Here is a 24,532-nt window from a genome sequence, read left to right on the forward strand (position 1 = left end):
TCACCATCGATCACACGAAAGGCGAACCCCATGGCCTCCATCGGACTGAGCGCATACGGAATGAATCCCACCGAACTCGTCGAACTGGCGGTCTGCGCCGACGACCTGGGATTCGACGCATTGTGGCTGGGGGAGCACGTGCTCCATCCGGTCGCATACTCCAGCAGCCACCCTTCGACGGGGACGGCGCAGCACCACACGGGACCCATCGTCGATGTGTCGACGGAGCTGACGGATCCGTGGGCGGTGCACGCGGCCGTGGCCGCGACCACGAACCGCATCAAACTGGGCACGGCCGTGTATGTCACTGCCCTGCGGCACCCACTGCACACTGCGCGCACCACCATCACCGTGCAGGAACTCAGCGGCGGTCGTCTGCTCTTCGGGGTCGGCGCCGGATGGCTCGAGGAGGAGTTCGCAGCGTTGGACGTGCCGTTCCGCAAACGTTTCTCGCGCACCGACGAGTGCGTGACGATCCTGCGGAAGGCGTGGTCGGGCAGGCCGTTCTCCCACGAGGGCGAGCACTACCGGTTCGATGAGGTACAACTGCATCCTCGCCCCGTGCACGTGCCCGTCATCCACGGCGGTAACGGCCCGAAGGCGCTTGCCCGCGCGGCGCGGCTGGGAGACGGATGGTTCTCCTCCGGCACCCCGAGCTTCGGGCAGGCGGTGGAGATGGTGAACGAGATTCGCAGGCTGCGGCGCGAATTCGGTCGGATCGGCGAGTTTCCGTGCTACGTGCGCGTCGACGCGGCGACTTCGGCGGACCTGCGCCGGTACCGCGACCACGGCATCGAGGACCTCGTGGTCTGGGCCGACTCGGTCTGGAAGGGCGACTCCGCCGAAGAGCGCCGCGCCTTCCTGACCGCGGCCGCCGATCGCCTGGGTGTGGGACCGTCGCGGGTGTAAGAGTCAGTCCGAGCCTGCGACGTTCACGACCGGGATCGACGCGCCGCTGACCGCGCGCGAGGAATCACCGAGCAGGAAACCGATGACCTCGGCGATGTCGGTGGGGCGGGCCCAGCTGGAGCGGTCGGCCTCGGGCATTGCGTCCCGGTTGGCGGGGGTGTCGACCATGGTAGGCAGCAGACCGTTGACGCGGATGTTGTCGCCGGCGTATTCGACTGCGAGCGCCTGGACCAGGGCGGAGACGGCGGCCTTGGAAGCGACGTAGGTGGCGGCGCCCGGGAAGGGCCGGACGGCGGCGGCGGAGCCGATGCACACCACGGACCCGCCGCCGTGGCGGATGAGTTCGGGTAGGGCGGCCTGGATGACGCGGTAGGCGATCGTGAGGTTGATCGACAACTGGGCTTCGAGGACCTCGATGGGCGTTTCGTGGACCCGGCGGCCGGCAGCGAATCCGCCGACGAGGTTGACCACGCCATACAGCGGCCGGGCCTCGTCCTTCGTCGCGCACTCCACGACCGCCTCGACGTCCTGCTCGTCGGACAGATCGGCGCGGATCGTCTCGAGGTTCGGGTGCGGAGCGACGCGGTCGAGTTCGGCCTCGACGTACCAGGGGACCACCAGCCGCCAGCCGGCGTCGAGGAGGTGGCGGGTGACCGCGGCGCCGAGGCCGCCGGTGCCGCCGGTGACGATCGCGGTGCGGGCGGGGGACGTCTCGTTCATGGGCAGAGCCTTTCGAGGTGCGAACGGGTGGTATCGGGATGGGAGGTGCGGTCAGGGCACGCGAGGGTCGGCGCGCCGGATCTCGGGGGCCGCGCGCCAGTCGTCCAGCCCGTGCTCGACCGTGCCGATGCAAGTTTCGCCACGGGTCAGCGCGGACCAGTGGGCGTGATTGAGTTGGTGAAGGGTGAAGCCCGCGTCGAGGGCGGACTGGAATCCGCCGGCGTCCTGGCTCTGGTTCACCGATTCCTTGATCAGCAGGGCTGCCATGGTGGGGATCCGGGCGATTCGACGCGCGAACGCGAGGGTCGAGTCGGCGAGTTCGTTCTCGGGGAAGATCTTCGAGACCATGCCGAGGGCATGGGCATCGGCCGCGTCGAGGCAGTCACCGGTCAGGAGCAGTTCCTTGGTCTTGCGGGGACCGAACTCCCACGGATGTGCGAAATACTCGACGCCGCACATCCCCAACCGGGTGCCGACGACGTCCGCGAACGTGGTGTTCTCGGCTGCGACGATCAGATCGCAGCTCCACATCAACATGAGCGCGGCGGAGTACACGGCTCCGTGCACTTGCGCGATGGTGATCTTGCGGAGGTTACGCCATCGGCGGGTGTTCTCGAAGTAGTAGTGCCACTCCTGGTGGTGCCGCATCTCTATCTCGGAGTAGGTGGCTCCGTTGCAGGCGTAGGAGACGTGCTGGCCCGAGCCCGGAGCGCGCTCGCGCACGTCGTCCGAGGACCCGAGATCGTGCCCGGCCGAGAAGGACGGTCCGTGGCCCCCCAGGATGACCACGCGCACCGTGTCGTCGGCCTCGGCGCGTGCGTAGGCCTTGCCGAGTTCGACGAGCAGGCCCCGGTTCTGGGCGTTCCGCTGCTTCGGGCGGTCGAGCATGATGCGGACGATGTGACCCGCGTCGAGGGACTCGTAGGTCAGGTACTGGTAGTCGGTCATCACGGTCCTCACGGAGTCCGGCGCCGGCCGACGGTGTGTCCGCGCGCCCGACTAAATATTGCAATATTTGGTGTGGTTATCGATATGTACCGTATCTTTTGCTGTGGCGCAAGTCACCGGGTCGCTGTAAGGCTTTGCGGTTCAACGCTGCCGACGGTGGTGAACGGGCAGTCGGCGCCGGCCGAGGGCCAGCACCCCCAACGCCAGCGCGACGGCGCCGGCAGCGGCGGCGAAAGGAACGTGAGGGTTGAAGATCTCGCCCATCCGGCTTGCGAGCCACGGGGCCACCGCGCCGCCGCCGAAGCGCACGAAGCTGTACGCCGCGGCTGCGGTGCTCCCGTCCACCGGCGCGGCGTCCATACCGATTTCGGTCACCAGGGTGTTGAGGACGCCCAGGAACAGGCCCGAGACGACGATGCACGTCACGACCGCCGGTCGGTTGCCGGTGAATACGGCCACGACTGCAAGGGTGAGGGCGAACAGGGCCAGGCCCAGGGCGGTCGCGCCGATCGCGCCGAGCGCGGTGCGCAACCGAGGCGCGACGGACACCGACGAGATCACCACGCACACGCCCCAGCCGCAGAAGACGAATCCGAGCCGAAGTGGATCGAGTTCGAGGACGAACGGCGCGTATGCGAACAGGGCGAAGAGGCCGAGGTGGTACAGCAGGGAGACGAGGGCGATCGACAGCAGGCCCGCGTGCCCGAGCGCCCGGAGCGGTGCGATGAGCGGGATCGGCCGGTCGGGCGTCGTGGCGGGCGGCAGCAGGACGACGAGCAGCGCGAAGGCCACGGCCATGAGTACGGAGGCGCCGAGGAAGGCGGCGCGCCAGGAGATCTGGCCGAGAAGCCCGCCGACGAGCGGGCCCGTCGCGATGCCGATGCCGACGGCCGACTCGTAGAACACGATCGCTTTCGGCGCACCGCCGGTCGCGGCGCCGACTATCGCGGCGAGCGAGGTCGCGACGAACAGCGCGTTACCCAGTCCCCATCCGGCGCGGAAGCCGATGATCTGGCCGAGCGTCCCCGACAGGCTCGCGCCCAGGGAGCATCCGGCGATGACGAACAGGCCCAGCAACAGGGTCTTGCGGGTGCCGATGCGGCTGGATATCGCGCCGGTGACCAGCATCGCGAGACCCATCACGGCCATGTAGCCGGTGAACAGCAACGACACCTGTGACGGCGTGCCGCCGAGCTGCTCGGCCAGCGGGCGCAGGATCGGGCTGACCACGCCGATACCCATGAACGCGACGATCACGGCGAACGTGATGGCCCATACCGCGCGCGGTTGCTTCGGCTGTCCCGGTGCCGCACCCGGGGGAGGCGCGGCAGCGGCTGTGGGCGGTTCTGCCGGACGCGCCGGGAGGGAAGTCTCGGCGGCGGGTATGGAGGGTCTGGTCGTCAAGGGGTCTCCGCTCTCGTTCGTCACCCGACGGGACACGCTCGACCGAGAACGCCGCGGAACTCCTCCGGATACGGTCATGCCGCATACGAACGGGCCGCACCTGCCGGGTGGACCCGGGGAGGCGGCGGCCGGAAGACGAAGGGCAGGCTAGTCGGTCAAAGCCACTCCACCCGCTCGTCGAGGATGCGCGGGTTCTGGCGGCTGATGCGGTCGATGACCTCGCGCATGTGTGCGCGGGTCAGAGTGCGGGCGAGTTCGGCGTTGCCGGCAGCGATGGCGTCGTGGATCTGGCGGTGCGGCTCGGTGAAGGCCTCCCGCTCCTTCTCGTTCCACTCCTCGGGGTGGGCGCCGAGCATCCGGTCGGTATACAGGTGGGCCAGGGCCGAACCGGTGAGGTCGAGGACGTAGTTGCCGGTCAGGTTCCGCAGCGCGCTGTGGAATCCGGTGGCGGTCTCGGTGACCTCTTCGTTCGACATGTCCGGTCTGAGATCGTGGGCGGCCAGGGGAGTGAGGTCGACGTCCTCTCCGGCGGCGATCCGATCGGCGAGCATTGCTGCGGCCAGCCCCTCCATCTCCAGGGCGGCCTCGGCGACTTCGCGGAACTGAATGCCGTTCGCCTGCAGATACATCGACAGCGTGTCGCCGAACTCGGAGCCCGAGGGCTCCGACACGATCGGGCCCCCGCCCAGGCCCTGCCGGACCGTCACCAGCCCCTGCGCCTCGAGCAGGCGCAGGCCCTCTCGCACCGACGCGCGGCCGACCCCGAACCGCTTGGCCATGTCGTTCTCGGACTCGAGCGCGGAACCCGGGCCGAGCCGGCGGTCGGCGATGTCCTTGGCGACCATGCGCGCGACCGTCCGCGAGACCTTCTCGTTCCGTGTCATCGCGATGGCGCGTCGGAGGGCGGCGGTTCCTGTGGGAGAACCCATGGTGTTGCGCGTCATTCGATGTCCTCGTCGGTTGTTCGGTCGGCGATCGGGGTGGTGATGAGTATAGGGACGCGGACCGTCCCGACCGGGCACTCCTCCTTAACCATGCCAATATTTCGTATCTAATGCTATACCAAAGCTATGACGCAGCACACAGTGGAACCCTATTCGACGCACTCCGGCTCGCGGCACCAGGCGCTGGTCGGGCAGAATGCCCTGGTCACCGGCGGTAGCGAAGGCATCGGTCGCGGTATCGCGGAGCGGTTGCTCGACGCCGGCGCGACGGTCGCGGTGGCGGCCCGCCGCCCCGAGATCCTCGACGAGGCCGTCGCATCGTTGCGCGCCCGGTGCGGCGACGAGTCGCGGGTCGCGGGCATCGTGGCCGACATCGCCGACGCCGATTCGGTAGCGGCGATGTTCGAACGGGTCGAGCGGGAGTTCGGTTCGCTCAACGTCCTGGTCGCGAACGCCGGCAGCGGCACCGTGGCGCCGTTCCTCGAACTCACCGAGGAGCAGTGGCAGGCCTGCATCGACCTCAATCTCACCGGCACGTTCCGGTGCGTGCAGGCCGCGGCCCGCGCGATGGTCCGCCGAGAGGGGACGAATCGCTCGATCGTCGTGGTCTCGTCGATCCGGGCGCTGGGAGTGCGGCCGAGCCTGGTGCCGTACGGCACCGCAAAGGCCGGTCTCAACCAGTTGGTACGAATGGCTGCCTACGAGCTCGCCCCCACGGGCATTCGGGTCAACGCACTGTCCCCCGGGATCACTGCGACGCCACTTACGCAGGAGCGCAATTCGCTGTTCGACGAGCGTGCCGCCACCGTGCCGATGGGGCGCGCCGGTACGCCGGCGGACATGGCGAGCGCGGCGCTGTACCTCGCGGGCCCGGACTCGGCGTTCGTCACCGGGACGAACCTCGTCGTCGACGGCGGGGAGTCCCTGTACTGACCTGTCACGCGGAAGCCGCGGGACCGGATCCCGTGCGTATCGAACAGGCCTTCACCGGTGATGTGATGTACAACTCATAAAACATTGCTATAGTTACGGTGTTTTTCACCCCGGCTCTGGAGGCCGCTCCGTCGAATCCGCGCCCGTGTGTCGCCGCGCCGGCCGACGGAACCACCACCACACGCAGCGTAGCTGCCGTGTGGCCCGAAAATCTTTGCAGTAGAACGTGACTGCGGTACGACGAAGGAGAACGCTCGATGACCAAGGTGATGAACGGAATCAAGGTCGTGGAGGTCGCGTTGTATGCGTTCGTCCCCTCGGCCGGCGCGATCCTGTCCGACTGGGGAGCCGACGTGATCAAGGTCGAGCACTCCGACTTCGGGGATCCGATGCGCACGACCGCGGCGTGGGGCGTGCCCGGCGACGTCGACGGCATGTCGGGTCTGTGGGAGATCAACAACCGTGGCAAGCGCGCCATCGCCCTCGACATCGCCACCCCGCAGGGTCGCGAGGTCCTCATGAAGCTGGTCGAGACGGCCGACGTCTTCTCCACCAACTTCCTGCCGGATGCGCGGACCAAGCTGGGTATCGACGTCGACGACATCATGGCGCGCAATCCGCGCATCGTCTACGCGCGCGGCACCGCCCAGGGGGTGGCCGGACCCGACTCCGAGAAGGGGGGATTCGACGGCATCACCTACTGGGCGCGCTCCGGTGCGGCGGGGTCGATCGCCCCCGGCGACCTCGAGTGGCCGGCCAACATGCCGGGCCCGGCCTTCGGCGATGTGCAGAGCGGCATGGCGCTCGCCGGCGGGATTGCGGCCGGACTGCTGCACCGCGAACGCACCGGGGAGGGCATCGTCGTCGACACGTCGCTGTTCGCGGTCGGCGCGTGGGCGATGCAGGCGACCATCGCCGGCGCCCAGCTCGTCGGGGCCGCGGAACTGCCCTATCCGGACCGGTCCGCGCCGGTGAACCCGGTCTCGAACATCTACCGCACCAGCGACGGCCGGTACATCCATCTGGCGTTGTTGCAGAGCCAGAAGTACTGGCCCGGGCTGTGCGAGGCGATCGGCCGACCCGACCTGATCGACGACCCGCGTTACGCGACGTTCGAGGACCGCGCCCGCAACACTCGCGAGTGCACCGCCGAGCTCACCGAGGTGTTCCGGACCCGCACCCTCGCGGAGTGGACGGACATCCTCGGCAAGCAGGAGGGACAGTGGGACGTCTTCCACAAGCCCCTCGACGTGCTGACGGACCCACAGGCGATCGCGAACGAGTACGTCCGCACCGTCGAGTACGAAGACGGGCGCACTCTGGATCTCATCACGGCGCCGATGCGGTTCGGAAACGAGGCGCCGGTGCTCACCCGTGCCCCCCAGCACGGTGAACACACCGAGGAGGTGCTGCTCGAGCACGGCCTCGACTGGGATCAGATCGTCCAGCTCAAGGTCGACGGCGCGATCAAGTGAGCCGGCTCCGGGACGCGACGGTGGGCCACCGACGCCGTCGCATCCGGGTCGGCCTGGGAGCGCTGACCGCCCAGACTGTCGGCGGGACCGCGGCGGAGTCGGGCCGGGCGTTGGACGCCCTCGTGCGGCATGCCGTGACCGCTGAGAAGTCCGGGTTCGACTCGGTCTGGCTCAGCGAGCACCACTTCGCAGAGGACGGCTATCTTCCCAGTCCCCTAGTGGTGATGGGTGCGCTCGCTCGCGAGACCACCGCTGTCGACCTCGCGACCAACGTCGCGATCGGGCCGCTGTACGATCCGCTGCGGCTGGCCGAGGATGTAGCGGTCGTCGACCAGCTCAGCGGCGGGCGCGTGATTCTGGGCCTCGGACTCGGTTATCGCCCGGAGGAATTCGCGGCCCTCGGCGTCGATCGTTCGCGGCGCGGACGAATTCTGGAGACGACCGTCTGCACACTGCGTGCGGCCTGGTCGGGCGAGGCGGTCGTGCCGCCCGGACGGAGCGGACAGGCCGTCCAGGTCCGTCCGCTCCCTGCCCGGATCGGGGGTCCGCCGATCCTTTTGGGCGCGTTCGCGAGTCGGGGTGTGCGCCGCGCTGCACGTATCGCCGACGGTTGGATCGCGCCCGAGCTCGCGTCCGTCGCGCAGCTGGCCCGCCGGATCGGGACGCTCGAACTCGCAGACCTGGACCGGCCCTTCCACATCGCCCTGACGATGTGCGCGTTCACCGCGGCTTCGGGGGCGTGGGAGACGGTGGCGGCCGGGCATTCCCTTGTCGGCGACCGGTACCGGCGCTGGATGGCGCAGGCCGGGGACGGCGCCGTCCCGGACGGGCCGGGCACGAACGTGCCCGTCTCGACGCGGCCGGACCATGTCGTGGCCGGCACGCCCGAAGAGTGTGTCGACCAACTGCGTCCGTGGTGGGAACTGCTGAGGGCGCTGCCGCAGACGGTGAGCGCGCACGTGACGGTGCGTGTGGTGTTCCCCGGAGTTGACGATGCAGCGACCCGCGAGTCGATCCGGCTGCTGGGAACGGACGTATTCCCGGCTCTGGCCGAGTGACTCGGCCCTCGTGACGCGGAACGCTTCCGGGTATGGACTGTGATCTAAATCTCCGTTAATATTCGCATGTTCCTAATAGTAAGGGCATGCAATCCGCCGAGCGGATCTTCCGTTCGAACTCCATCCGATTCTCAGGAGGATTACGTGTACGACCTTCGCGATATCAAGATCATCGACACCGACACCCATGTCGTCGAGCCCCCGGACCTGTGGACATCGCGGATGTCGACCAAGAAGTGGGGCGATCTGGTGCCGCACGTGCGCTGGGACGATCACCGCGGTGACCAGGCGTGGTTCGTTGCCGGCAAGCGCATGAGCGCGGTCGGTTCGCCGGCGATGGCCGGCTGGCACGAGTACCCGCCGAGCTGCCCGCCGCGATTCGAGGACACCGACCCGCGCTCGTGGGATCCGGCCAAGCGCCTGACGATCATGGACGACTACGGCATCCACGCGCAGATCCTCTACCCCAACGTCGCGGTGTTCAGCTCCAAGACGCTGCAGTCCAACGGTGACAACGAGTTGCAGATCGCGTGCATCAAGGCCTACAACGACTACCTGAGCGAGTGGGCGCAATTCGCTCCCGGGCGGTACATTCCGGTCGGCATTCTGCCCTTCTGGGACATGGAGGCCACGCTCGCCGAGGTCGAGCGCGTCGCCGCGGCGGGTCACAAGGGGCTCGTCTTCACGCAGAATCCGGCGGCATTCGGTCTGCCGATGCTCACCGACCCGTACTGGGACCGCCTGTGGGCTTCGGCGCAGGAGAAGAAGCTGCCGATCAACTTCCACATCGCGTCCGGCGAGGTCGACCTCAGCGGCTTCGGCCACGAGAGCAACGGCGTGCACGCCAACTACGCGATGATGGGCATCTCGTTCTTCATGGACAACGCCCGCACCATCTCTCAGCTCATCTGCGGCGGCATCTGCGATCGATTCCCCGACCTGAAGTTCGTCTCGGTCGAGTCGGGCATCGGCTGGATCCCGTTCGCGCTCGAGGGCCTGGACTGGCAGTGGAAGAACTCGGGTGTGCACAAGGAGCACCCGGAGTACGAACTGCTCCCCAGCGAGTACTTCAAGCGGCAGATCTACGGCTGCTTCTGGTTCGAGCAGGACTCGGCCCGCAGCGCGATCGAGCAGCTCGGCGCCGACAACGTCCTGTACGAAACCGATTACCCGCACCCGACGTCGATGTCGCCCGGTCCGGCCTCCGATGCGCTGGCTCCCGACGAGTACCTGCGTCGCAACTTCGCACACCTGTCCGAGGCGGACGCCCGGAAGATCCTGCACGACAACGCCGCCGCGCTGTACAACCTGGACTCCTGAGTCCGCAGCCCCGCCGCTACCCCGTCTGCCGCGCATTCGCACGGCCCAGCACTGTGGAGGAAAGATGTCCCTCTCGGAGTTCGAGTCCCGCGCCCGCGCGTGGGTCGTCGAGAACGTCGCCCGACTCGGGTTCGACCGGGTCGACGACCCTTACGACGTGGCCGTGTTCCACGATCTCGGATTCGACGAGGAGAAGGCACTACTCGATCAGCACCGCGTGTGGCAGAAGGTCAAGCTCGAAGCCGGCTACGGCGCTCTCGACTGGCCGGAGGAGTTCGGTGGCGCAGGTCTCGGCGCCGATGTCGCGGAGGCGTTCTCCCGTATCGAGAACGATCACTGTCCTTTGCGACCGCACGAATTATTCTCCGTGACAATGCATCTGATCGCTCCTACTATTCGGCTCCTCGGAACGGAGGGGCAGAAGCGCGAGTTCCTGCCTGCGATGCTGCGAGGCGACCTGCTTGCGTGCCAGCTCTTCTCCGAGCCCGATGCCGGATCCGATCTGGCGAACCTGGGTACCCGAGCCGTGCGCGACGGCGACGACTGGGTGATCACCGGACAGAAGGTGTGGACTTCGGGCGCACAGTTCGCCGACTGGGGTGAACTCATCGCGCGCACCGACCCGGACCAGCCCAAGCATGCGGGCATGACGGCGTTTCTGATTCCGCTGGACGCCCCGGGTGTCGAGATCCGCCCGATCCGGCAGATGTCCGGTGGCAGCAGCTTCAATGAGGTCTTCCTCGACCGGGTGCGCATCCCCGATTCGCTGCGCCTGGGTGGAATCGGCAAGGGCTGGTCCGTCGCGCTGACTACGCTGGCGTTCGAGCGGGAGGGCGGGTCCAACTCGGCGAACGTCGGCGGGCAGTTCGACCAGCTCCTCGCCACCGCCCGCACTCTCGGCCGCGACACCGATCCGCGGGTGCGCGAGCTACTCGCGCGGGTCTACCTGCGGCAGAAGCTCGCCCAGGTCGACATGCTGCGAGATCGTCAGGCCCGGGAGGCCGACGCCGCCCCGACGGCGGTCGGGTCGGTGCGCAAGATCCAGTGGGTCGACAAGCTCGCCGCGGTCTCCGAGGCTGCGCGCATCATCCTCGGACGTGATCTCGTCGCGGACACCGGCGTGCCGGGCACGTTCGGCTGGAACGCGCACGTGCTCGGCGCGCCCGGGTACAGCATCGCCGGTGGCTCCGACGAGATCCAGCGCAACATCGTTGCCGAGCGACTGCTCGGACTGCCGGCGGAAGTTCGAGTCGACCGCGGAGTGACCTGGCGGGAAGCGCGCGCCCGTGCCGCCGCCGCGACCGCCTGAGCCGACCCTCGACGCCACGATCCGAACATCACCCTTGTGTACTAGTCCTCGAGTACTGCTCTTCACGAAAGGCCGTGTTCCATGAGAATCTCGACGCTGCGCCGCACGATCACCGGACTGGGGGTCGCCGCGCTGACGTTCACCGCGGTCGCCTGCGGTTCCGGCACCACCACCGAGGTCGCCGCAGAGGACCTGGGCCCGCAGGGGGATGCCGCGTGGCAGGAGGTGATCGAGGCGGCCAAGCAGGAGGGCTCGGTGACGTACTACACCGGGCAGGCGACCGACAATCTCGAGAACCTCGCCAACCGCTTCGAGTCGGCGTACGGGATCACGGTCGACATCGTCCGCGACAACGACGCGAATCTGCAGACCAAACTGGCCGCGGAGGCCTCGACCGGCCGGCAGGTCGCCGATGTCGTCGCCTCGGCGGCCCGCCCGTGGGTCGACGAGCGTATCGCCGAGGGCTACTACGCCCCGGTCACCGGCCCGGCGTTCGACGCAGCCGAGTTCGACAGTGAGAAGTTCATGATCGGCGACACGATCTTCACCTCGTCGGCGGCCGTGCTCACCTACGGCTGGAACACCGACCGGGTCCCCGAGGGCATGGACAGCTACGAGGACCTGCTCGCCCCCGAGCTGGCCGGCGGCAAGATCGGCGTGATCCTGCCGGTATCCGCAGCGATCGTCGACTTCTACGACTACCTCGCCGACACTGTCTCACCCGACTTCGTCGCGAAACTCGCCGCGCAGCAACCACGCACCTATCCGGGTGCGCAGGCAATGGGTCAGGCCCTGGCCTCCGGGGAACTCGCCGCCACCGTCTACACCGTCCCGCTGACCGCCGAGAAGGCGGCCGGCGCTCCGGTCGAGTCGGCCATGCCGAAGCCGGTGTTCGGTGCGGCCTTCTACACGGGCGTCAGCGGCGCCGCTCCGCACCCCAACGCGGCGCAACTGTTCGCGAACTTCCTCGTGACCAAGGCCGGTCAGGAAGCGGTCGCCAACCGGGCCGGCGCGGTCCTGCCCGACATCGCGACGGCGGCGACTCCGGCCGAGAACATCTGGGTCAACTCGCGGACCGTCACCGCCGCCGATGTGGAGGCCTTCCGCGCCGAGTTCGAGCAGTTGTTCGGCGCTTCCCAATAAGCACACCGGGTTCGGTACGGACCTGACACGAGAGGAATTCCCGATGAACGTCGGTGAACGTTTGAAGAGCGCGGTGTGCACCGCGGAGGTCATCGTCGTCCGTATCGACGACGGCGCGACGGGGCCGCTGCTGTGCGGCGGCGAGCCGATGAGTGCGGATGCGGCGCCGGCCGCACCCGCGCAGGGCGGCGAGCTTCTCATGGGTAAGCGCTACTCCGGTGGCGGCGTCGAGGTCGTGGTCGTTCGCGGCGGCGCCGGGCCGCTCGCGGTCGGCGACGAGGTCCTCAGCCAGAAGCAGGCGAAGCCCCTCCCGTCCTCGGACTGACCGGGCACCCGGCGCTCCCTCATCCACGAAAGGCGACAGCATGATTCTCGGAAGCTCGGCCGCGGCAGAGGACACCGCGTTGCTCACCGACACCATCCGCTCGGTGATCCGTCGGACGGACCCGGTCGACGGACGCGCGGAGCGCGTATACCGCGACGGTCCGGTCGATCGTGACCTGTGGGCCGTGCTGGGCACCGAGATCGGCGTGGGTGCACTCGCCGTTCCGGAGGCCGCCGGTGGTCTCGGCGCGTCGTTCGCCGACGTCGCCGCCGTCCTCGAGCTGCTCGGTGGGGAACTGAGCAGGGTCCCGGTCCTCAGCGGCGTCGTTGCCGCCGCGGCGTTGTCGCGCTGCGACGGCGCGCCGCGTGCCGCGGAGCTGCTCGCCGGCATCGCGACGGGGGAGACCGTCGTCGCCACGGTCGTCACCGCACCGGGTACGGACCCCGGATTTCGGGCTGAACACGTGGGTGACGACGTGTTCGTGACGGGCCGAGCCGGTTTCGTCGTGGATGGCGACGTCGCCGACACCGTGCTGATGCCCGCCGCCGACGAATCCGGGAAGGTGGGCCTCTACGCCGTCGACGCAGCCGTGCTCACGACCGAGCGGATGGACACTACCGATGCGACCCGGATCCTGTCCCGGGTTCGTGCCGAGGCCGCCCCGGCGACCGTCCTCGCGGAGCGCGCTCCACTCGGGTGGATCCACGACAGGGCGGTCGTGGCCCTCGCGTGCGAGAGCCTGGGCGTCGCGCGTACCTGCCTGGCCAATGCCGTCGACTACGCCGGCCGGCGCGTCCAGTTCGGCCGCGTCATCGGCGGATTCCAGGCGATCAAGCACATGCTCGCCGAGGTCTCCGTGGCCGTCGAACTCGCCGAGTCCGCCGTTGCCCACGCCGTGTGGGCCGTCGTGGAGGGGAGCGACGACGATCTGGCCGAGGCCGCTGCGATCGCAGCCCTCGCCTGCGGGGACGCCGCACGCCTCGCCGTCGAGAAGAACGTCCAGGTGCACGGCGGCATCGGCTTCACCTGGGAACACACCGCACACCTGTACTACCGCCGTGCTCTGACTTCCGGCGTCCTGTGGGGGAGCGGTGACGATCATGCCCAGCGCCTCTATGCTCTGGCCGCGGCAGGCGCCGCGACAAGCAGCGAGGCATCCACCGATCCGAGGCAGGAGCCGGCATCCGCCGTGCTCTCCTCCACCGAGTCCTGAACCCCGCTCGTTCAGAAAGCGAGTACACCGTGTCCCACGTCTCCGTACGCCAGCTGCTCAAGAACTTCGACGGAAAACCACCCACCGTCGCCGTCGACCACCTCGACCTCGAGATCGAGGACGGCGAATTCCTCGTGCTGCTCGGCCCGTCGGGCTGCGGCAAGACCACGACGCTCCGCTGCCTCGCGGGCCTCGAACAGCCGGCCGGAGGCTCCATCACCCTCGGCGACCAGGTGGTGTTCGACCGGCAGCGCGGCATCAACCTCACCCCGGACAAGCGGTTCATCGGAATGGTGTTCCAGTCCTACGCTCTGTGGCCGCACATGACTGTGCGCAAGAACATCGCCTATCCGCTCAAGTCCCGCAAGCTCACCGACGCTCTCGCGAGCGGGCGCGTCGAGGAGACCGCGGCGCTGGTGGACTGCGAGCGGTTGCTCGACCGTCTCCCCGCCGAGCTGTCCGGCGGTCAGCAGCAGCGCGTGGCTCTGGCCCGCGGCCTGGTCTCCCACCCTGACCTGGTGCTGTTCGACGAGCCGCTGAGCAACCTCGACGCCCGCCTGCGCGACCAGGTGCGCGCGGAGCTCCACGACCTGCACCAGCGCAAGCCGTTCACCGCGGTGTTCGTCACGCACGACCAGAGCGAAGCCCTCGCTCTGGGAACCCGGATGGCGATCATGAGGTCGGGCAGCATCGTCCAGATGGGCCCGCCCCGCGAGGTCTTCGAGGAGCCGGTCGACGAGTACGTCGCGGGTTTCACCGGCATGTCGAACCGGGTCCCGTGCGAGTACGTCGACGGCCGCTGGTACGCGTTGGGCACCGAGATCCACGGCATGCAGCCGCGTGCGGCCGCGTCGGTCGGCTCGTTCGTGGTGCGCCTGCGCCCCGAAAAGGTACGCCTGGTCCCGGACGTGGCGGACCTGCAGCCCGGCGAGGCGGGCATGGTCGTCAACGTCGACGACGTCGAGTACGGTGGCCTGCACCTGGACGTCATGCTCTCGGTCGCGGTCGAGGGCTCCCCACGCCGCCAGTTGCACGCCCGCGTCGCGACGTTCGATTCGTTCCGCGCACCGCGGCTGATCGAACGCGACGCGCGGATGGTTCTCGCCTTCGACCCGATCGACGGGCGCACCTTCGACACCGACGGCAGGGCGCTGCCGATGGATCAGCAGGCGCTCGTCAGCGCCCTGGTGGGGTGAGGGCGATGGCGATTCTGACACTGCCACGGACCGAGGAGCACGAGTCCGTCACAACCGCCCCGAACGGCATGCGGAATACGGCGGTGCGCGCCGGGGCACGCCGAATGGGTGTCGTCGCGTTCACTGCGTTGCTCGCCTACCTGGTCGTCCTCCCGATCGTGCGCCTGCAACTGACCGCGTTCGAGGACGGCGCTGCCGGTTACTCGCGGGCATTCGGATTGTCGCGTATCGGTCAGATCCTCTGGTACACACTCGGATTGGCGATCGGATCACTGGCCATCGCGATGGTGCTGGGAACCGCTCTGGCGTGGGCGGCCAGCCGCCTGCCCCGCCGATTCGCGTTCCTCGAAGTCCTGCCGATTCTGCCCATCGTCATTCCGGCTGTCGCCTCGATCGTCGGCTGGGCGTTTCTGCTGTCGCCGCGGCCCGGCTACCTCAACGCCATGCTGCGGAATCTGCCGTGGTGGTCGCACCTCGAGGAAGGCCCGGTCGACATCTACTCGATCGAGTGGATCGTCATCATCACCGGCTTCTCGCTGAGTTCGTTCGTCTTCATGTTCGTCCGCTCCGGATTCGAGAACATCAACTCCGAGATGATCGAGGCCGCACAGGTTTCCGGCATGCCGGAATGGAAGGTCTTTTTCAGGATCACCCTTCCGCTGCTGCGCCCGACCCTCATCTACGGCTCCGGTGTCGCGCTGCTGCTCGGTCTCGGCCAGTTCACCGGACCACTGCTTCTGGGCACCAACTCCGGCGTCAGCGTGCTCACGACCGAGATGTACTTCCAGATCAGTGACAGTCCCGCGCAGTTCGCGACCGCCGCAGCGCTCGGCTCACCGCTGCTCGTCGTCGGTGTCGTCGTGGTGTTCGCGCAGAAGGCGATGCTCGGCAATCAGCGTCGGTTCGTCACGCACGGCGGCAAGGCGTTCAAATCACAGGGTCGGCCCTCCAAGGCCGGCGTCGCGGTGATCCTGGTGTTCTCGCTGCTGTCGACGATCCTGCCGCTGCTCGCCCTGGTGTTCGTCGCGCTGTCCCGATACTGGCGCGGCACCATCGACTTCTCGACCCTGACGTTCGACAACTTCCGCACGATCTTCTCCGGCACGGCCGTGCCGGCCGCGGTCGGCAACAGCTTGATGTTCTCGTTCGCGGCCATGGCGATCGTGCTGCCGCTCGGCTTCGTCGCGGCCGGCCTGATCGTGCGCGGCCAGCGCTACCCGGCCCTTCGCCTCCTCGTCGACGTTCTGGTATCGATGCCGCTCGGAGTTCCAGCCGTGATCTTCGGCGCAGCGTTCCTGCTGACCTACACCACCGGTCCGATCATCCTGTACGGCACGCCGTGGGTCGTGATTCTGGTGTACGTCACGCTCATGCTGCCGTTCGCGACCCGCATGCAGCTGTCGTCCATGCTCGCGCTCGGCGACAGCTACCTCGAGGCGTCCCGCGTCAGCGGCGCGGGCTTCGTCGCCACGAACGTGAAGATCCTGCTGCCGCTCATGCGCGGCAGCTTGGGCGGCACCGCGGCACTGCTGTTCGTGCTGCTCACCCACGAGTTCACGGCGTCGCTGCTCGTGCGCGCGTCCCGGACCCAGGTCATGGGCACCATCCTGTTCGAGTACTGGTCCAACGGCGGGTACCCGCTGGTGGCCGCCGTGGCCCTCGTGATGACGGGCGTGACCGCCGTGGGTGTCACTGCGGCGATGCTCGCCGGCGGCGCGGACGCGATGAGCAAGATGTGACATGTTCCCGGACCGCCCGGCCGACCACGTGTCGGCCGGGCGGTCGTGCGTTCTGCCCGATTGTGCGGTGCCGACACACAACGGCGGACAGCCCGGGTTTCCGTATCGGAATTGATTAACACATATACTAACGCGGCCGTCCTCGGATAAGGTGGCGCCCATGACCGAAGCGGACGCCCGCGACCTCGACTACTGGTCCTTCGTCGAACTCGCGAACCGGCGCCTGAGCAGCCGATACGGCGATTACCACGAGCAGGCCACCGAGGTGCTGCTGACCCTCAACCGGGCCTCCGACATCGTCACGTACGACCTGGAGGCGGCCGTGCACCGCCCGAGGGGGCGGTCGTGGTCGGCGTACCGCCTGATGTTCGTCACCTGGCTTGCCGGCCCCATCGAGCCGAAGGTGGCCGCCAAGCTCACCGGCATGAGCCGCGCCGCTGTCTCCAATCTCGCGAAACCGCTGGTCGAGGCCGGTCTGCTGGCTCGCACCCCGGATCCGGAGGACGGCCGGTCGGTCCGCTTGTCGCTCACCGAGGCCGGCGAGCGGGAGATCGTGGAGACGTTCCGCGCCCAGAACGAGCGCGAGGCCGCCTGGGTCGATGTGCTGACCGAGGCGGAGCAGCAGATCCTCGTCATGCTGCTCAACAAGCTCATCACCAAGCGCAGCCGGTTCGATATGCGCGACCGCAACTGACAACCGATCTTCCCGATGTGGTTGCGCTCACGTCCGAAAACTAGTTAAGGTGTTTACTAACACCGCGGGGGATCTCCGCGGATCAGCCACCCAGAGCCCGAGGAGCGGAATCCCATGGCGTTCTATCGACAGCTCGGCGTCATCCCGCCGAAGCGGCACACGCAGCACCGCAACGAGGACGGCGGGCTGTTCTACGAGGAGCTGATGGGCGAGGAGGGCTTCTCCTCGGACTCGGCGCTGCTCTACCACCGCCACATCCCGTCGGCCATCGTCGACGCGACCGAGTGGAAGCTGCCCGAGCAGGCCACCACCCCGAACCACCCCCTCAAGCCGCGCCACCTGAAGCTGCACGATCTGTTCCCGGAGACCGTCTGGGCCGAGACCGACGTCGTCACCGGCCGCCGGCTGATCCTCGGCAACGCGGACGTGCGCCTCTCCTACGTCGTCTCGACGAAGGAGTCGCCGCTCTACCGCAACGTCGTCGGCGACGAGATGGTCTACGTCGAGTCCGGCACCGCCCGCGTCGAGACCGTTTTCGGTGTGCTCGACGCGAAGGCCGGCGACTACGTGCTGCTGCCGATGGCCACCACGCACCGCTGGATCCCCACCGGCGACGAGCCGCTGCGCGCCTATGTCATCGAGGCCAACAGCCACATCGTCCCGCCGAAGCGCTTCCTGTCGCGGTTCGGCCAGTTCCTCGAGCACGCGCCGTTCTGCGAGCGCGACCTGCACGGCCCGACCGAGCTGATCCAGGTGGAGGACACCAACGTCGAGGTCCTGGTCAAGCACCGCACCTCGCACGGCATCGTCGGCACCCGCTACCTCGTGCCCAACCACCCGTTCGACGTCGTCGGCTGGGACGGCTGCCTGTACCCGTACACCTTCAGCATCCACGACTACGAGCCCATCACCGGCCGAGTCCACCAGCCGCCGCCGGCGCACCAGGCGTTCGAGGGCAACAACTTCGTCATCTGCAACTTCGTGCCCCGCAAGGTGGACTACCACCCGCTGGCGATCCCGGTGCCGTACTACCACTCCAACGTCGACTCCGACGAGATCATGTTCTACTGCGGCGGCGACTACGAGGCCCGCAAGGGCTCCGGCATCGGTCAGGGTTCGATCTCCGTCCATCCCGGCGGCCACGCCCACGGTCCGCAGCCCGGTGCCTACGAGCGGAGCATCGGCGTCGACTTCTTCGACGAGCTCGCCGTCATGGTGGACACGTTCCGGCCGCTCGAACTCGGTGAGGGTGCGCTCGCGTGCGAGGATGCGGCCTACGCCGGAAGCTGGAACCGGGGGCTGCAGAAGTGAGCACTCTCGGAGCCCTGCTGACGGAACTGTGCGACGACGCCGCGCTGTTCCCGCCCGGCAACGCCCCGCTCGATCGCGCCCTGCCGGCCCACGCCGCGCACCGCGTCGCCGACCATGCCGGGCTGGTGGGCACGTTCGTGTTCCCGGCGCCGCGGATCCCGGAGTTGCTCGAGGCACTCGGACAGCGCCCGTTCGGGGGCGACCTCACCCTGAGCCTGACCGTTCCGGGCGGGCCGTCCGCGGTCGTTCCCGCGATGGAGAGCCTGCGCGACGTGGACGGCGTCACCGTGGCCGCCCTCGAGATCGCCGTGCCCGCCGGGGAGAGCCCCGCCGGTGTGCTCGTCGCCCTCGACCTGATCGCCGCCGAGTACCCCGGAGTCGCACTGTTCGTGGAGGTCCCGCGCGACGAGCGCCGCGCCGAGATCCTCCAGGGACTCGTGGGGTCGCGTTACGCGGCGAAGTTCCGCACGGGCGGGGTCGTCGCGGAGGCGTACCCCGACGAACGGGAACTCGCCGACGCCCTCTCGACCGTGGTCCGCACGAAGGTCCCGTTCAAGGCCACGGCGGGCCTGCACCACGCGGTCCGCAACACCGACCCGCACACCGGATTCGAACAGCACGGATTCCTCAACGTGCTCGCCGCCGTCGACGCCGTGCTCGACGGTGCGGACACCGCGGCCGTCGCGGCGGTGCTCGCCGACCGGGACGGCGCCGGCCTCGCCGCCCGACTGCGCGACCTGTCGCCTGCTCGAATCGAAGAGCTGCGCAACAGCTTCCGCTCGTTCGGCACCTGCAGCATTGCGGAGCCGCTCGCCGATCTCGTCGAGGTCGGCCTGGCCCCGTCGACGATGTCCCCGATCACCGAAGGATCCCTTGCATGACCGTCATCGACATTCCGGAAGGTTCGCTCTTCGGCGCGAACAACCTGCCCTACGGTGTGTTCTCCACGGCCGGAACGGAGCCCCGCGTCGGTGTGCGCGTCGGTGACTCCGTCCTCGACCTCTCCGTCGTGTTCGACGACCCCGCCTTCGCCGAGCCCACCCTCAACGCCTTCATGGCGCAGGGCCGCGCCCGCTGGGACGAGGTGCGCGCCGCGCTGCAGAGCCTGGTCACCGAGGCCGTGCCCGCCGAGGCCGTGCACGCCGTCGCGGACGTCGAACTGCACCTGCCGATCGAGGTCGCCGACTACGTCGATTTCTACGCGTCGGAGAACCACGCGTCGAACCTCGGACGGCTGTTCCGGCCCGACAACCCGTCGCCGCTGATGCCGAACTGGAAGCACCTGCCGGTCGGCTACCACGGCCGGTCGAGCACCGTCGTCGTTTCCGGCGTGGACATCGTGCGCCCGTGTGGCCAGCGCAAGGGCCCCAACGACCCGGCGCCCGTCTTCGGTCCGTCGATCCGTCTCGACATCGAGGCCGAGATGGGCTTCGTCGTCGGTGTCGGCTCGCCGATGGGATCGTCGATCACCCCGGACGAGTTCGCCGACCACTGCTTCGGGGCCGTCATCCTCAACGACTGGTCGGCCCGTGACATCCAGGCGTGGGAGTACGTTCCGCTCGGCCCGAACCTCGGCAAGTCCTTCGCGACCTCCATCTCGCCGTGGGTCGTGCCGCTGGCCGCGCTCGAGGCCGCCCGCGTCGACACCCCGGTGCAGGACCCGGAGCCGCTGCCGTACCTGAAGGGCACCGAGAAGTGGGGCCTGGACATCGATCTCGAGGTCGAATGGAACGGCCACGTCGTCTCGCGTCCGCCGTACGCCCAGATGTACTGGTCGCCGGCGCAGATGCTCGCGCACACGTCCGTCAACGGTGCCGCCACCCGCACCGGCGATCTGTTCGGTTCCGGCACCATCTCCGGGCCGGAGAAGGACCAGCGCGGCGCGTTCATCGAACTCACCTGGGGCGGTAAGGAACCGGTTCAGGTCGGCGACGAGACCCGCACCTTCCTCGAGGACGGCGACGAGATCGCGATCTCCGCGACCGCGCCGGGTCCGGACGGCACCCGAATCGGCTTCGGCGAGGTCCGCACCCGCATCCTGCCCGCGAAGGACGCCGGCCGCTGAGCCGACTCTCCCCGGATCCGCGCGCCGGTTCGACAGCGGCGCGGTGCATTCCGCGCGTCGACGTCCGGTCGGCGCGCGGATCCGTTTCAGCGGACGATCAGCGAATCACCCACGGCCAGAACGCCGTCCGATGCCACGTCGGCGTAGACGCCGATGCAGGGGGCGGGCTTGCCGCCCGCCCGGTTCGGGACGCGGTTGCGGTCGGTGACGGTGCGCAGCATGTCGCGCCGGGCCGGCACCTCCTGGTGCGGCAGCGTCACCATCACACACCGCGCCGTGCGCTGCGTCGGCACGAGCGCGACGGAACCGGCCTCGACACGCCGGCCCAGCCAGTCGTCCTCGACGAATCCGGTGTCGCCGGTCGAGACCACGAGGTTGGGCCGGAAGCGGCGCAGCGCGACACCGGCCGTGTCGCCCGTGCCGAGCGCCTCCACGGCGGCCGTCGTGAGCAGGTGCAACGGCGCCTCGTCGTAGGTGCGGGGGCGGGCCTCCAGGGTCAACGCACGCCCGGTCAGCTCGGACAGCAGCCCGGGGGTGCGCGGGTCGTCGCCGCGGGTGCACCGGCCGTCGGGCAGCGTGATCTCGAGGACGGACGGATCCGACGGGTCGGCGTCGTCGAGCAGGCGGGCACGGCACTCGAGCAGCCGCGACCAGGCCCGCACCTTCTTCGCTGACGCGACGGTGCCGGTCTCGGCGTCGATCACCGCCCACATGTGGTCGCCGCGCAGCCCGTCGGACTCGATCGCCGCCGACTGCAGTTGCTCGCCGCCGAACGACTTGACCGGGTAACGCCAGAGCTGAGAGACCTGCACAACGGCCCAGCATACGGACCGGTGTGTCCTTCGGGCGGTCGTGGCAGCCCGAAGGACGCACCGGCGCAGCCTAAGGTGTGGCGTATGAGCGATGATGCGACGCCGCGCCGTTGGGGCCTGACGATCCCCCTCGACGGCATTTCCCTGCCGGATCAGCGAAACCTGATCGCCGAACTGCCCGACCTCGGCTACACCGACGTGTGGTCGTCCGAGAGCAGCGTGGCTGACGCCTTCACGCCCCTGGCGCTGGCGAGCGTGTGGGCACCGACGCTGCGCCTGGGCACCGCGATCGTCCCGGTGTTCACGCGCGGCCCGGCCACCCTGGCGATCTCCGCGGCCACCCTCGCCGCCGCCGCCCCGGGCCGCTTCGTCCTCGGCGTCGGCACCTCGTCCAACGTGATCGTCGAGAAGTGGAACAGCACCCCGTTCGAGGAGCCGTTCAAGCGGGCCCGCGACACGCTGCAGTTCCTGCGCGCCGCGCTCGCCGGTGAGAAGGTCACCCACAAGTACGACACGTTCGAGGTCAGCGGGTTCCGGGCCGGCCTCGTCCCCGATCCCGCCCCGCCCCTGCTGCTCGCCGCCCTGCGGCCCGGCATGCTGCGCCTCGCCGGACGCGAGGCCGACGGTGCGATCGTCAACTGGCTCTCGGCCGACGACGTGCGCACCGTCGCGCCGTACGTGCACGAGGGTGGAGCGGGCAAGGAGATCGTCGCCCGCATCTTCGTGCTGCCCGGCTTCGACGCCGAGACCGCCCGCAGCATCGGCCGTCGCATGATCGCCGCCTACATGAACGTCCCCGTCTACCGCGCCTTCCACGAATTCCTGGGCCGCAGCGAGGATTTCGAGGGCATGTGGCGGTTGTGGGGGGAGGGGGAGCGATCGGCGGCCCTCGCCGCGATCCCGGATCACGTGGTGGACCAGCTGGTCGTGCACGGGCCGCCGGAGGCGTGCCGGGAGCACATCGAACGGTACGTCGAGGCGGGTGTGACCACCCCCGTGATCGCGATGACCACCGCGGGCGATCCTACGGAGATGATCCGGGCCCTCGCCCCACGCTGAGTGCCGGATCCACGCCGGGCGGTCGACCGCGAATCGAGCGCGCCACTGTCCGGGAACCGTGCGGCAGTTCCGTGCCGATCGGTTCGGCGCCGAGCATCGTCACGATTCGGTCGCGGCGGTAACGTCCCCGTCGGGCACCGACGACATTCCGGGCAGATCGACCGCTGGGAGGCCGCGATGCCTGGACCGGATCTGCGTCGGGTGACCGTCGCCGCCGACGACGGCCTGCCCCTGTCGGTGCGGGTGCACGGACCCGCCGACGCGCCCGTCACGGTCGTGCTGGTGCATGGGCACTGCCTGCGCACCGACAGCTGGTCGGCGGTGCGCGAGCGCCTTGCCGGGCAGGCCGGCGCGGCGGTCCGCATCGTCGCCTACGACCAGCGCGGTCACGGCCGGTCGGGGGTCGGCGCGCCCGAGACGTACACCATCGAGCAGCTCGCCCACGACCTCGACGCCGTGCTGCGCACCGTCGTGCCCCGCGGGCCCGTGGTGCTGGCGGGGCACTCGATGGGCGGGATGGTGGCGATGGCCTACGCGCGGCTGTACCCGGAGGCGATCGGCAGCCGCGTCGTCGCCGCCGCGCTCGTCGCGACCGCGGCGAGCGGCCTGGCCGACCTGGGGCTCGGCCGCTACCTGCGGCACCCGGCGGTGTCCGTGCTGCACCGCGCGGTGCGACGGGCGCCGCGGGTGATGCAGGGATCGATGCGCGTCGGCGGGCGGATGTGCGCGCCGGTGGTCCGTCGCGGCACCACGGACTCGTGGGCGCGTTCGCTGGCGACGACCCTGACGAACGAGACGTCGATCGTGACGCTCTCGCGTTTCCTGGCGGCGTTCGCGGTGCTGGACGAGTCGGCCGCGCTGGCCGTGCTCGCGGCGATCCCGGTCCTGGTGGTCGGCGGGTCGGCCGACGAGCTGACCCCGTTCGCGCATTCGCGGGCCATCGCCGCGCGGCTGCCGGCCGCCGAACTGGTGCGGGTCGACGGCGCGGGGCACTCGCTCATCGTCGAGCGCGCCGACGAGGTGGCGGCCGCGCTGCTGCGACTGCTCACCCACGTTCGGGGGGTGGCCACCCCCGTCGGGGTCGTGTAGGCAGGAGCACATGACCGACACGCGCACCGACCAGCCCGCCGCCGTTCTCATCGCCGTCGACGAGGCCTCCGGCATCGGCCTGCTCACCCTGAACCGTCCCGATCAGCGAAACCCGTTGTCCGCGGCGGCGATGCGCGAGGTCACGATGGGACTGCGCGCGCTGTCCGCGGAGTCCGCGACCCGGGTGATCGTGATCCGCGCCGAGGGGCCGGTGTTCTCCGCCGGTCACGACCTGCGCGAGATGATCGGCCGCACCCTCGAGGGCGAGCGGGTCATCTTCGACACCTGCACCGAGATGATGCAGACCGTGCAGTCGGTGCCGCAGCCGGTGATCGCGTCGGTGCAGGGTGCGGCCGTCGCGGCCGGGTGCCAGCTGGTGGCGTCGTGCGACCTGGCGGTCGCGTCGTCGGACGCGGTGTTCGGCACCCCGGGGGTGAAGATCGGCCTGTTCTGCTCCACGCCGATGGTCGCGCTCAGCCGCGCGGTGGGGCGCAAGCGGGCCATGCAGATGCTGCTCACGGGCGAAACCATCGATGCGGAGACGGCCGCGGACTGGGGGCTGGTCAACTTCGTCGTCGACCCGGCGGCGCTGGAAACCGAGACCGCCGCGCTGGCCGCGAAGATCGTCTCGGCGTCGCCGGCGACGGTGCGGATCGGCAAGGAGGCCTTCTACCGGCAGATCGAGCTGCCGCAGGAACAGGCCTACGAGGCGATGGCCGAGACCATGGCGACCAACGCGATGATCTGCGATGCGCAGGAGGGCATGACCGCGTTCGTGGAGAAGCGCCGTCCCGTATGGCAGGGCCGCTAGGCTTATCGAGCGTTAAGTCTGGACCATTGGTTGGACGTCCTATAACGTGTCCGAT

General features: G+C 69.1%; 23 protein-coding genes. 18 read left to right on the forward strand and 5 right to left on the reverse strand.

Annotation, left to right across the window (positions count from 1 at the left end):
• Window positions 1-30: 30 nt before the first annotated feature.
• On the forward strand, window positions 31-909 hold the full coding sequence (locus OCS65_RS04410; protein WP_029546416.1) for a TIGR03619 family F420-dependent LLM class oxidoreductase: 879 nt from the start codon (window positions 31-33) through the stop codon (window positions 907-909).
• A gap of 3 nt (window positions 910-912) precedes the next feature.
• Here OCS65_RS04410 and OCS65_RS04415 read toward each other — a convergent pair whose 3' ends face one another.
• From OCS65_RS04415 to OCS65_RS04430, 4 genes are all read right to left on the reverse strand, one after another.
• Complete coding sequence (locus OCS65_RS04415) at window positions 913-1,629, reverse strand: SDR family NAD(P)-dependent oxidoreductase (protein WP_029546415.1); 717 nt, start codon at window positions 1,627-1,629, stop codon at window positions 913-915.
• A 51-nt stretch (window positions 1,630-1,680) separates the two neighbouring features.
• Window positions 1,681-2,577 (reverse strand): enoyl-CoA hydratase, encoded by an 897-nt coding sequence (locus tag OCS65_RS04420; protein ID WP_029546414.1) that lies wholly within the window; start codon window positions 2,575-2,577, stop codon window positions 1,681-1,683.
• A gap of 141 nt (window positions 2,578-2,718) precedes the next feature.
• Complete coding sequence (locus OCS65_RS04425; RefSeq protein WP_006939852.1) at window positions 2,719-3,834, reverse strand: MFS transporter; 1,116 nt, start codon at window positions 3,832-3,834, stop codon at window positions 2,719-2,721.
• A 302-nt stretch (window positions 3,835-4,136) separates the two neighbouring features.
• Window positions 4,137-4,925, reverse strand: a complete 789-nt coding sequence (locus tag OCS65_RS04430) for a FadR/GntR family transcriptional regulator (RefSeq protein ID WP_006939847.1) — start codon at window positions 4,923-4,925, stop codon at window positions 4,137-4,139.
• A 126-nt stretch (window positions 4,926-5,051) separates the two neighbouring features.
• Between OCS65_RS04430 and OCS65_RS04435 the strand changes: the two genes are divergently transcribed.
• From OCS65_RS04435 to fahA, 14 genes are all read left to right on the forward strand, one after another.
• Window positions 5,052-5,858: an SDR family NAD(P)-dependent oxidoreductase gene (locus OCS65_RS04435; protein WP_065921998.1), complete on the forward strand. Its 807-nt coding sequence runs from the start codon at window positions 5,052-5,054 to the stop codon at window positions 5,856-5,858.
• 257 nt (window positions 5,859-6,115) lie between these two features.
• A complete protein-coding gene (locus tag OCS65_RS04440; protein ID WP_263508965.1) occupies window positions 6,116-7,333 on the forward strand; it encodes a CaiB/BaiF CoA transferase family protein in 1,218 nt (405 codons plus the stop codon).
• The gene (locus OCS65_RS04445) at window positions 7,330-8,391 is read left to right on the forward strand and encodes an LLM class flavin-dependent oxidoreductase (RefSeq protein WP_263508967.1); all 1,062 of its coding nucleotides are present in this window, start codon (window positions 7,330-7,332) and stop codon (window positions 8,389-8,391) included. The genes OCS65_RS04440 and OCS65_RS04445 overlap by 4 nt, the downstream gene beginning before the upstream one ends.
• A 144-nt stretch (window positions 8,392-8,535) precedes the next feature.
• On the forward strand, window positions 8,536-9,711 hold the full coding sequence (locus OCS65_RS04450; protein ID WP_029546410.1) for an amidohydrolase family protein: 1,176 nt from the start codon (window positions 8,536-8,538) through the stop codon (window positions 9,709-9,711).
• A 64-nt stretch (window positions 9,712-9,775) separates the two neighbouring features.
• Window positions 9,776-11,020, forward strand: coding sequence for an acyl-CoA dehydrogenase family protein (locus OCS65_RS04455; protein ID WP_263508969.1), 1,245 nt, complete (start codon window positions 9,776-9,778; stop codon window positions 11,018-11,020).
• Between the two features lie 81 nt (window positions 11,021-11,101).
• The gene (locus OCS65_RS04460) at window positions 11,102-12,163 is read left to right on the forward strand and encodes an ABC transporter substrate-binding protein (RefSeq protein WP_043797983.1); all 1,062 of its coding nucleotides are present in this window, start codon (window positions 11,102-11,104) and stop codon (window positions 12,161-12,163) included.
• A 43-nt stretch (window positions 12,164-12,206) separates the two neighbouring features.
• Complete coding sequence (locus tag OCS65_RS04465; RefSeq protein ID WP_006939834.1) at window positions 12,207-12,488, forward strand: hypothetical protein; 282 nt, start codon at window positions 12,207-12,209, stop codon at window positions 12,486-12,488.
• Between the two features lie 40 nt (window positions 12,489-12,528).
• Entirely contained in the window at window positions 12,529-13,701 is a 1,173-nt protein-coding gene (locus OCS65_RS04470; protein ID WP_263508972.1) for an acyl-CoA dehydrogenase family protein, read from the forward strand.
• A 29-nt stretch (window positions 13,702-13,730) separates the two neighbouring features.
• Window positions 13,731-14,897 (forward strand): ABC transporter ATP-binding protein, encoded by a 1,167-nt coding sequence (locus OCS65_RS04475; RefSeq protein WP_161994766.1) that lies wholly within the window; start codon window positions 13,731-13,733, stop codon window positions 14,895-14,897.
• 5 nt (window positions 14,898-14,902) lie between these two features.
• Window positions 14,903-16,636 (forward strand): ABC transporter permease, encoded by a 1,734-nt coding sequence (locus OCS65_RS04480; protein ID WP_043798053.1) that lies wholly within the window; start codon window positions 14,903-14,905, stop codon window positions 16,634-16,636.
• Window positions 16,637-16,796: 160 nt separating this feature from the next.
• The gene (locus OCS65_RS04485; RefSeq protein ID WP_006939823.1) at window positions 16,797-17,330 is read left to right on the forward strand and encodes a MarR family winged helix-turn-helix transcriptional regulator; all 534 of its coding nucleotides are present in this window, start codon (window positions 16,797-16,799) and stop codon (window positions 17,328-17,330) included.
• Window positions 17,331-17,444: 114 nt separating this feature from the next.
• The gene (locus OCS65_RS04490) at window positions 17,445-18,641 is read left to right on the forward strand and encodes a homogentisate 1,2-dioxygenase (protein ID WP_006939821.1); all 1,197 of its coding nucleotides are present in this window, start codon (window positions 17,445-17,447) and stop codon (window positions 18,639-18,641) included.
• On the forward strand, window positions 18,638-19,522 hold the full coding sequence (locus OCS65_RS04495) for a hypothetical protein (RefSeq protein WP_006939819.1): 885 nt from the start codon (window positions 18,638-18,640) through the stop codon (window positions 19,520-19,522). The genes OCS65_RS04490 and OCS65_RS04495 overlap by 4 nt, the downstream gene beginning before the upstream one ends.
• Window positions 19,519-20,706, forward strand: a complete 1,188-nt coding sequence (gene fahA / locus OCS65_RS04500; protein WP_231772391.1) for a fumarylacetoacetase — start codon at window positions 19,519-19,521, stop codon at window positions 20,704-20,706. Before OCS65_RS04495 ends, fahA begins: the two co-directional genes overlap by 4 nt.
• Before the next feature lie 86 nt (window positions 20,707-20,792).
• Here the strand turns inward: fahA and OCS65_RS04505 are convergent, their stop codons facing one another.
• Window positions 20,793-21,518 carry an MOSC domain-containing protein gene (locus OCS65_RS04505; protein WP_263508977.1) on the reverse strand — a complete coding sequence of 242 codons (726 nt, stop codon included), beginning with the start codon at window positions 21,516-21,518 and terminating at the stop codon, window positions 20,793-20,795.
• Between the two features lie 84 nt (window positions 21,519-21,602).
• On the opposite strand from OCS65_RS04505, the gene OCS65_RS04510 reads away from it, so the two are divergent.
• The 3 genes from OCS65_RS04510 to OCS65_RS04520 all read left to right on the forward strand — a co-directional run bounded on the left by OCS65_RS04510 (window position 21,603) and on the right by OCS65_RS04520 (window position 24,477).
• Window positions 21,603-22,577: an LLM class F420-dependent oxidoreductase gene (locus tag OCS65_RS04510; protein WP_006939812.1), complete on the forward strand. Its 975-nt coding sequence runs from the start codon at window positions 21,603-21,605 to the stop codon at window positions 22,575-22,577.
• 201 nt (window positions 22,578-22,778) lie between these two features.
• Complete coding sequence (locus tag OCS65_RS04515) at window positions 22,779-23,666, forward strand: alpha/beta fold hydrolase (RefSeq protein ID WP_006939810.1); 888 nt, start codon at window positions 22,779-22,781, stop codon at window positions 23,664-23,666.
• A 10-nt stretch (window positions 23,667-23,676) separates the two neighbouring features.
• On the forward strand, window positions 23,677-24,477 hold the full coding sequence (locus tag OCS65_RS04520) for an enoyl-CoA hydratase (protein ID WP_065922005.1): 801 nt from the start codon (window positions 23,677-23,679) through the stop codon (window positions 24,475-24,477).
• Window positions 24,478-24,532 lie beyond the last annotated feature (55 nt).

The sequence above is a fragment of the Rhodococcus aetherivorans genome (assembly GCF_025722975.1).
In the GTDB taxonomy this organism is placed as follows: Bacteria; Actinomycetota; Actinomycetes; order Mycobacteriales; family Mycobacteriaceae; genus Rhodococcus; species Rhodococcus aetherivorans.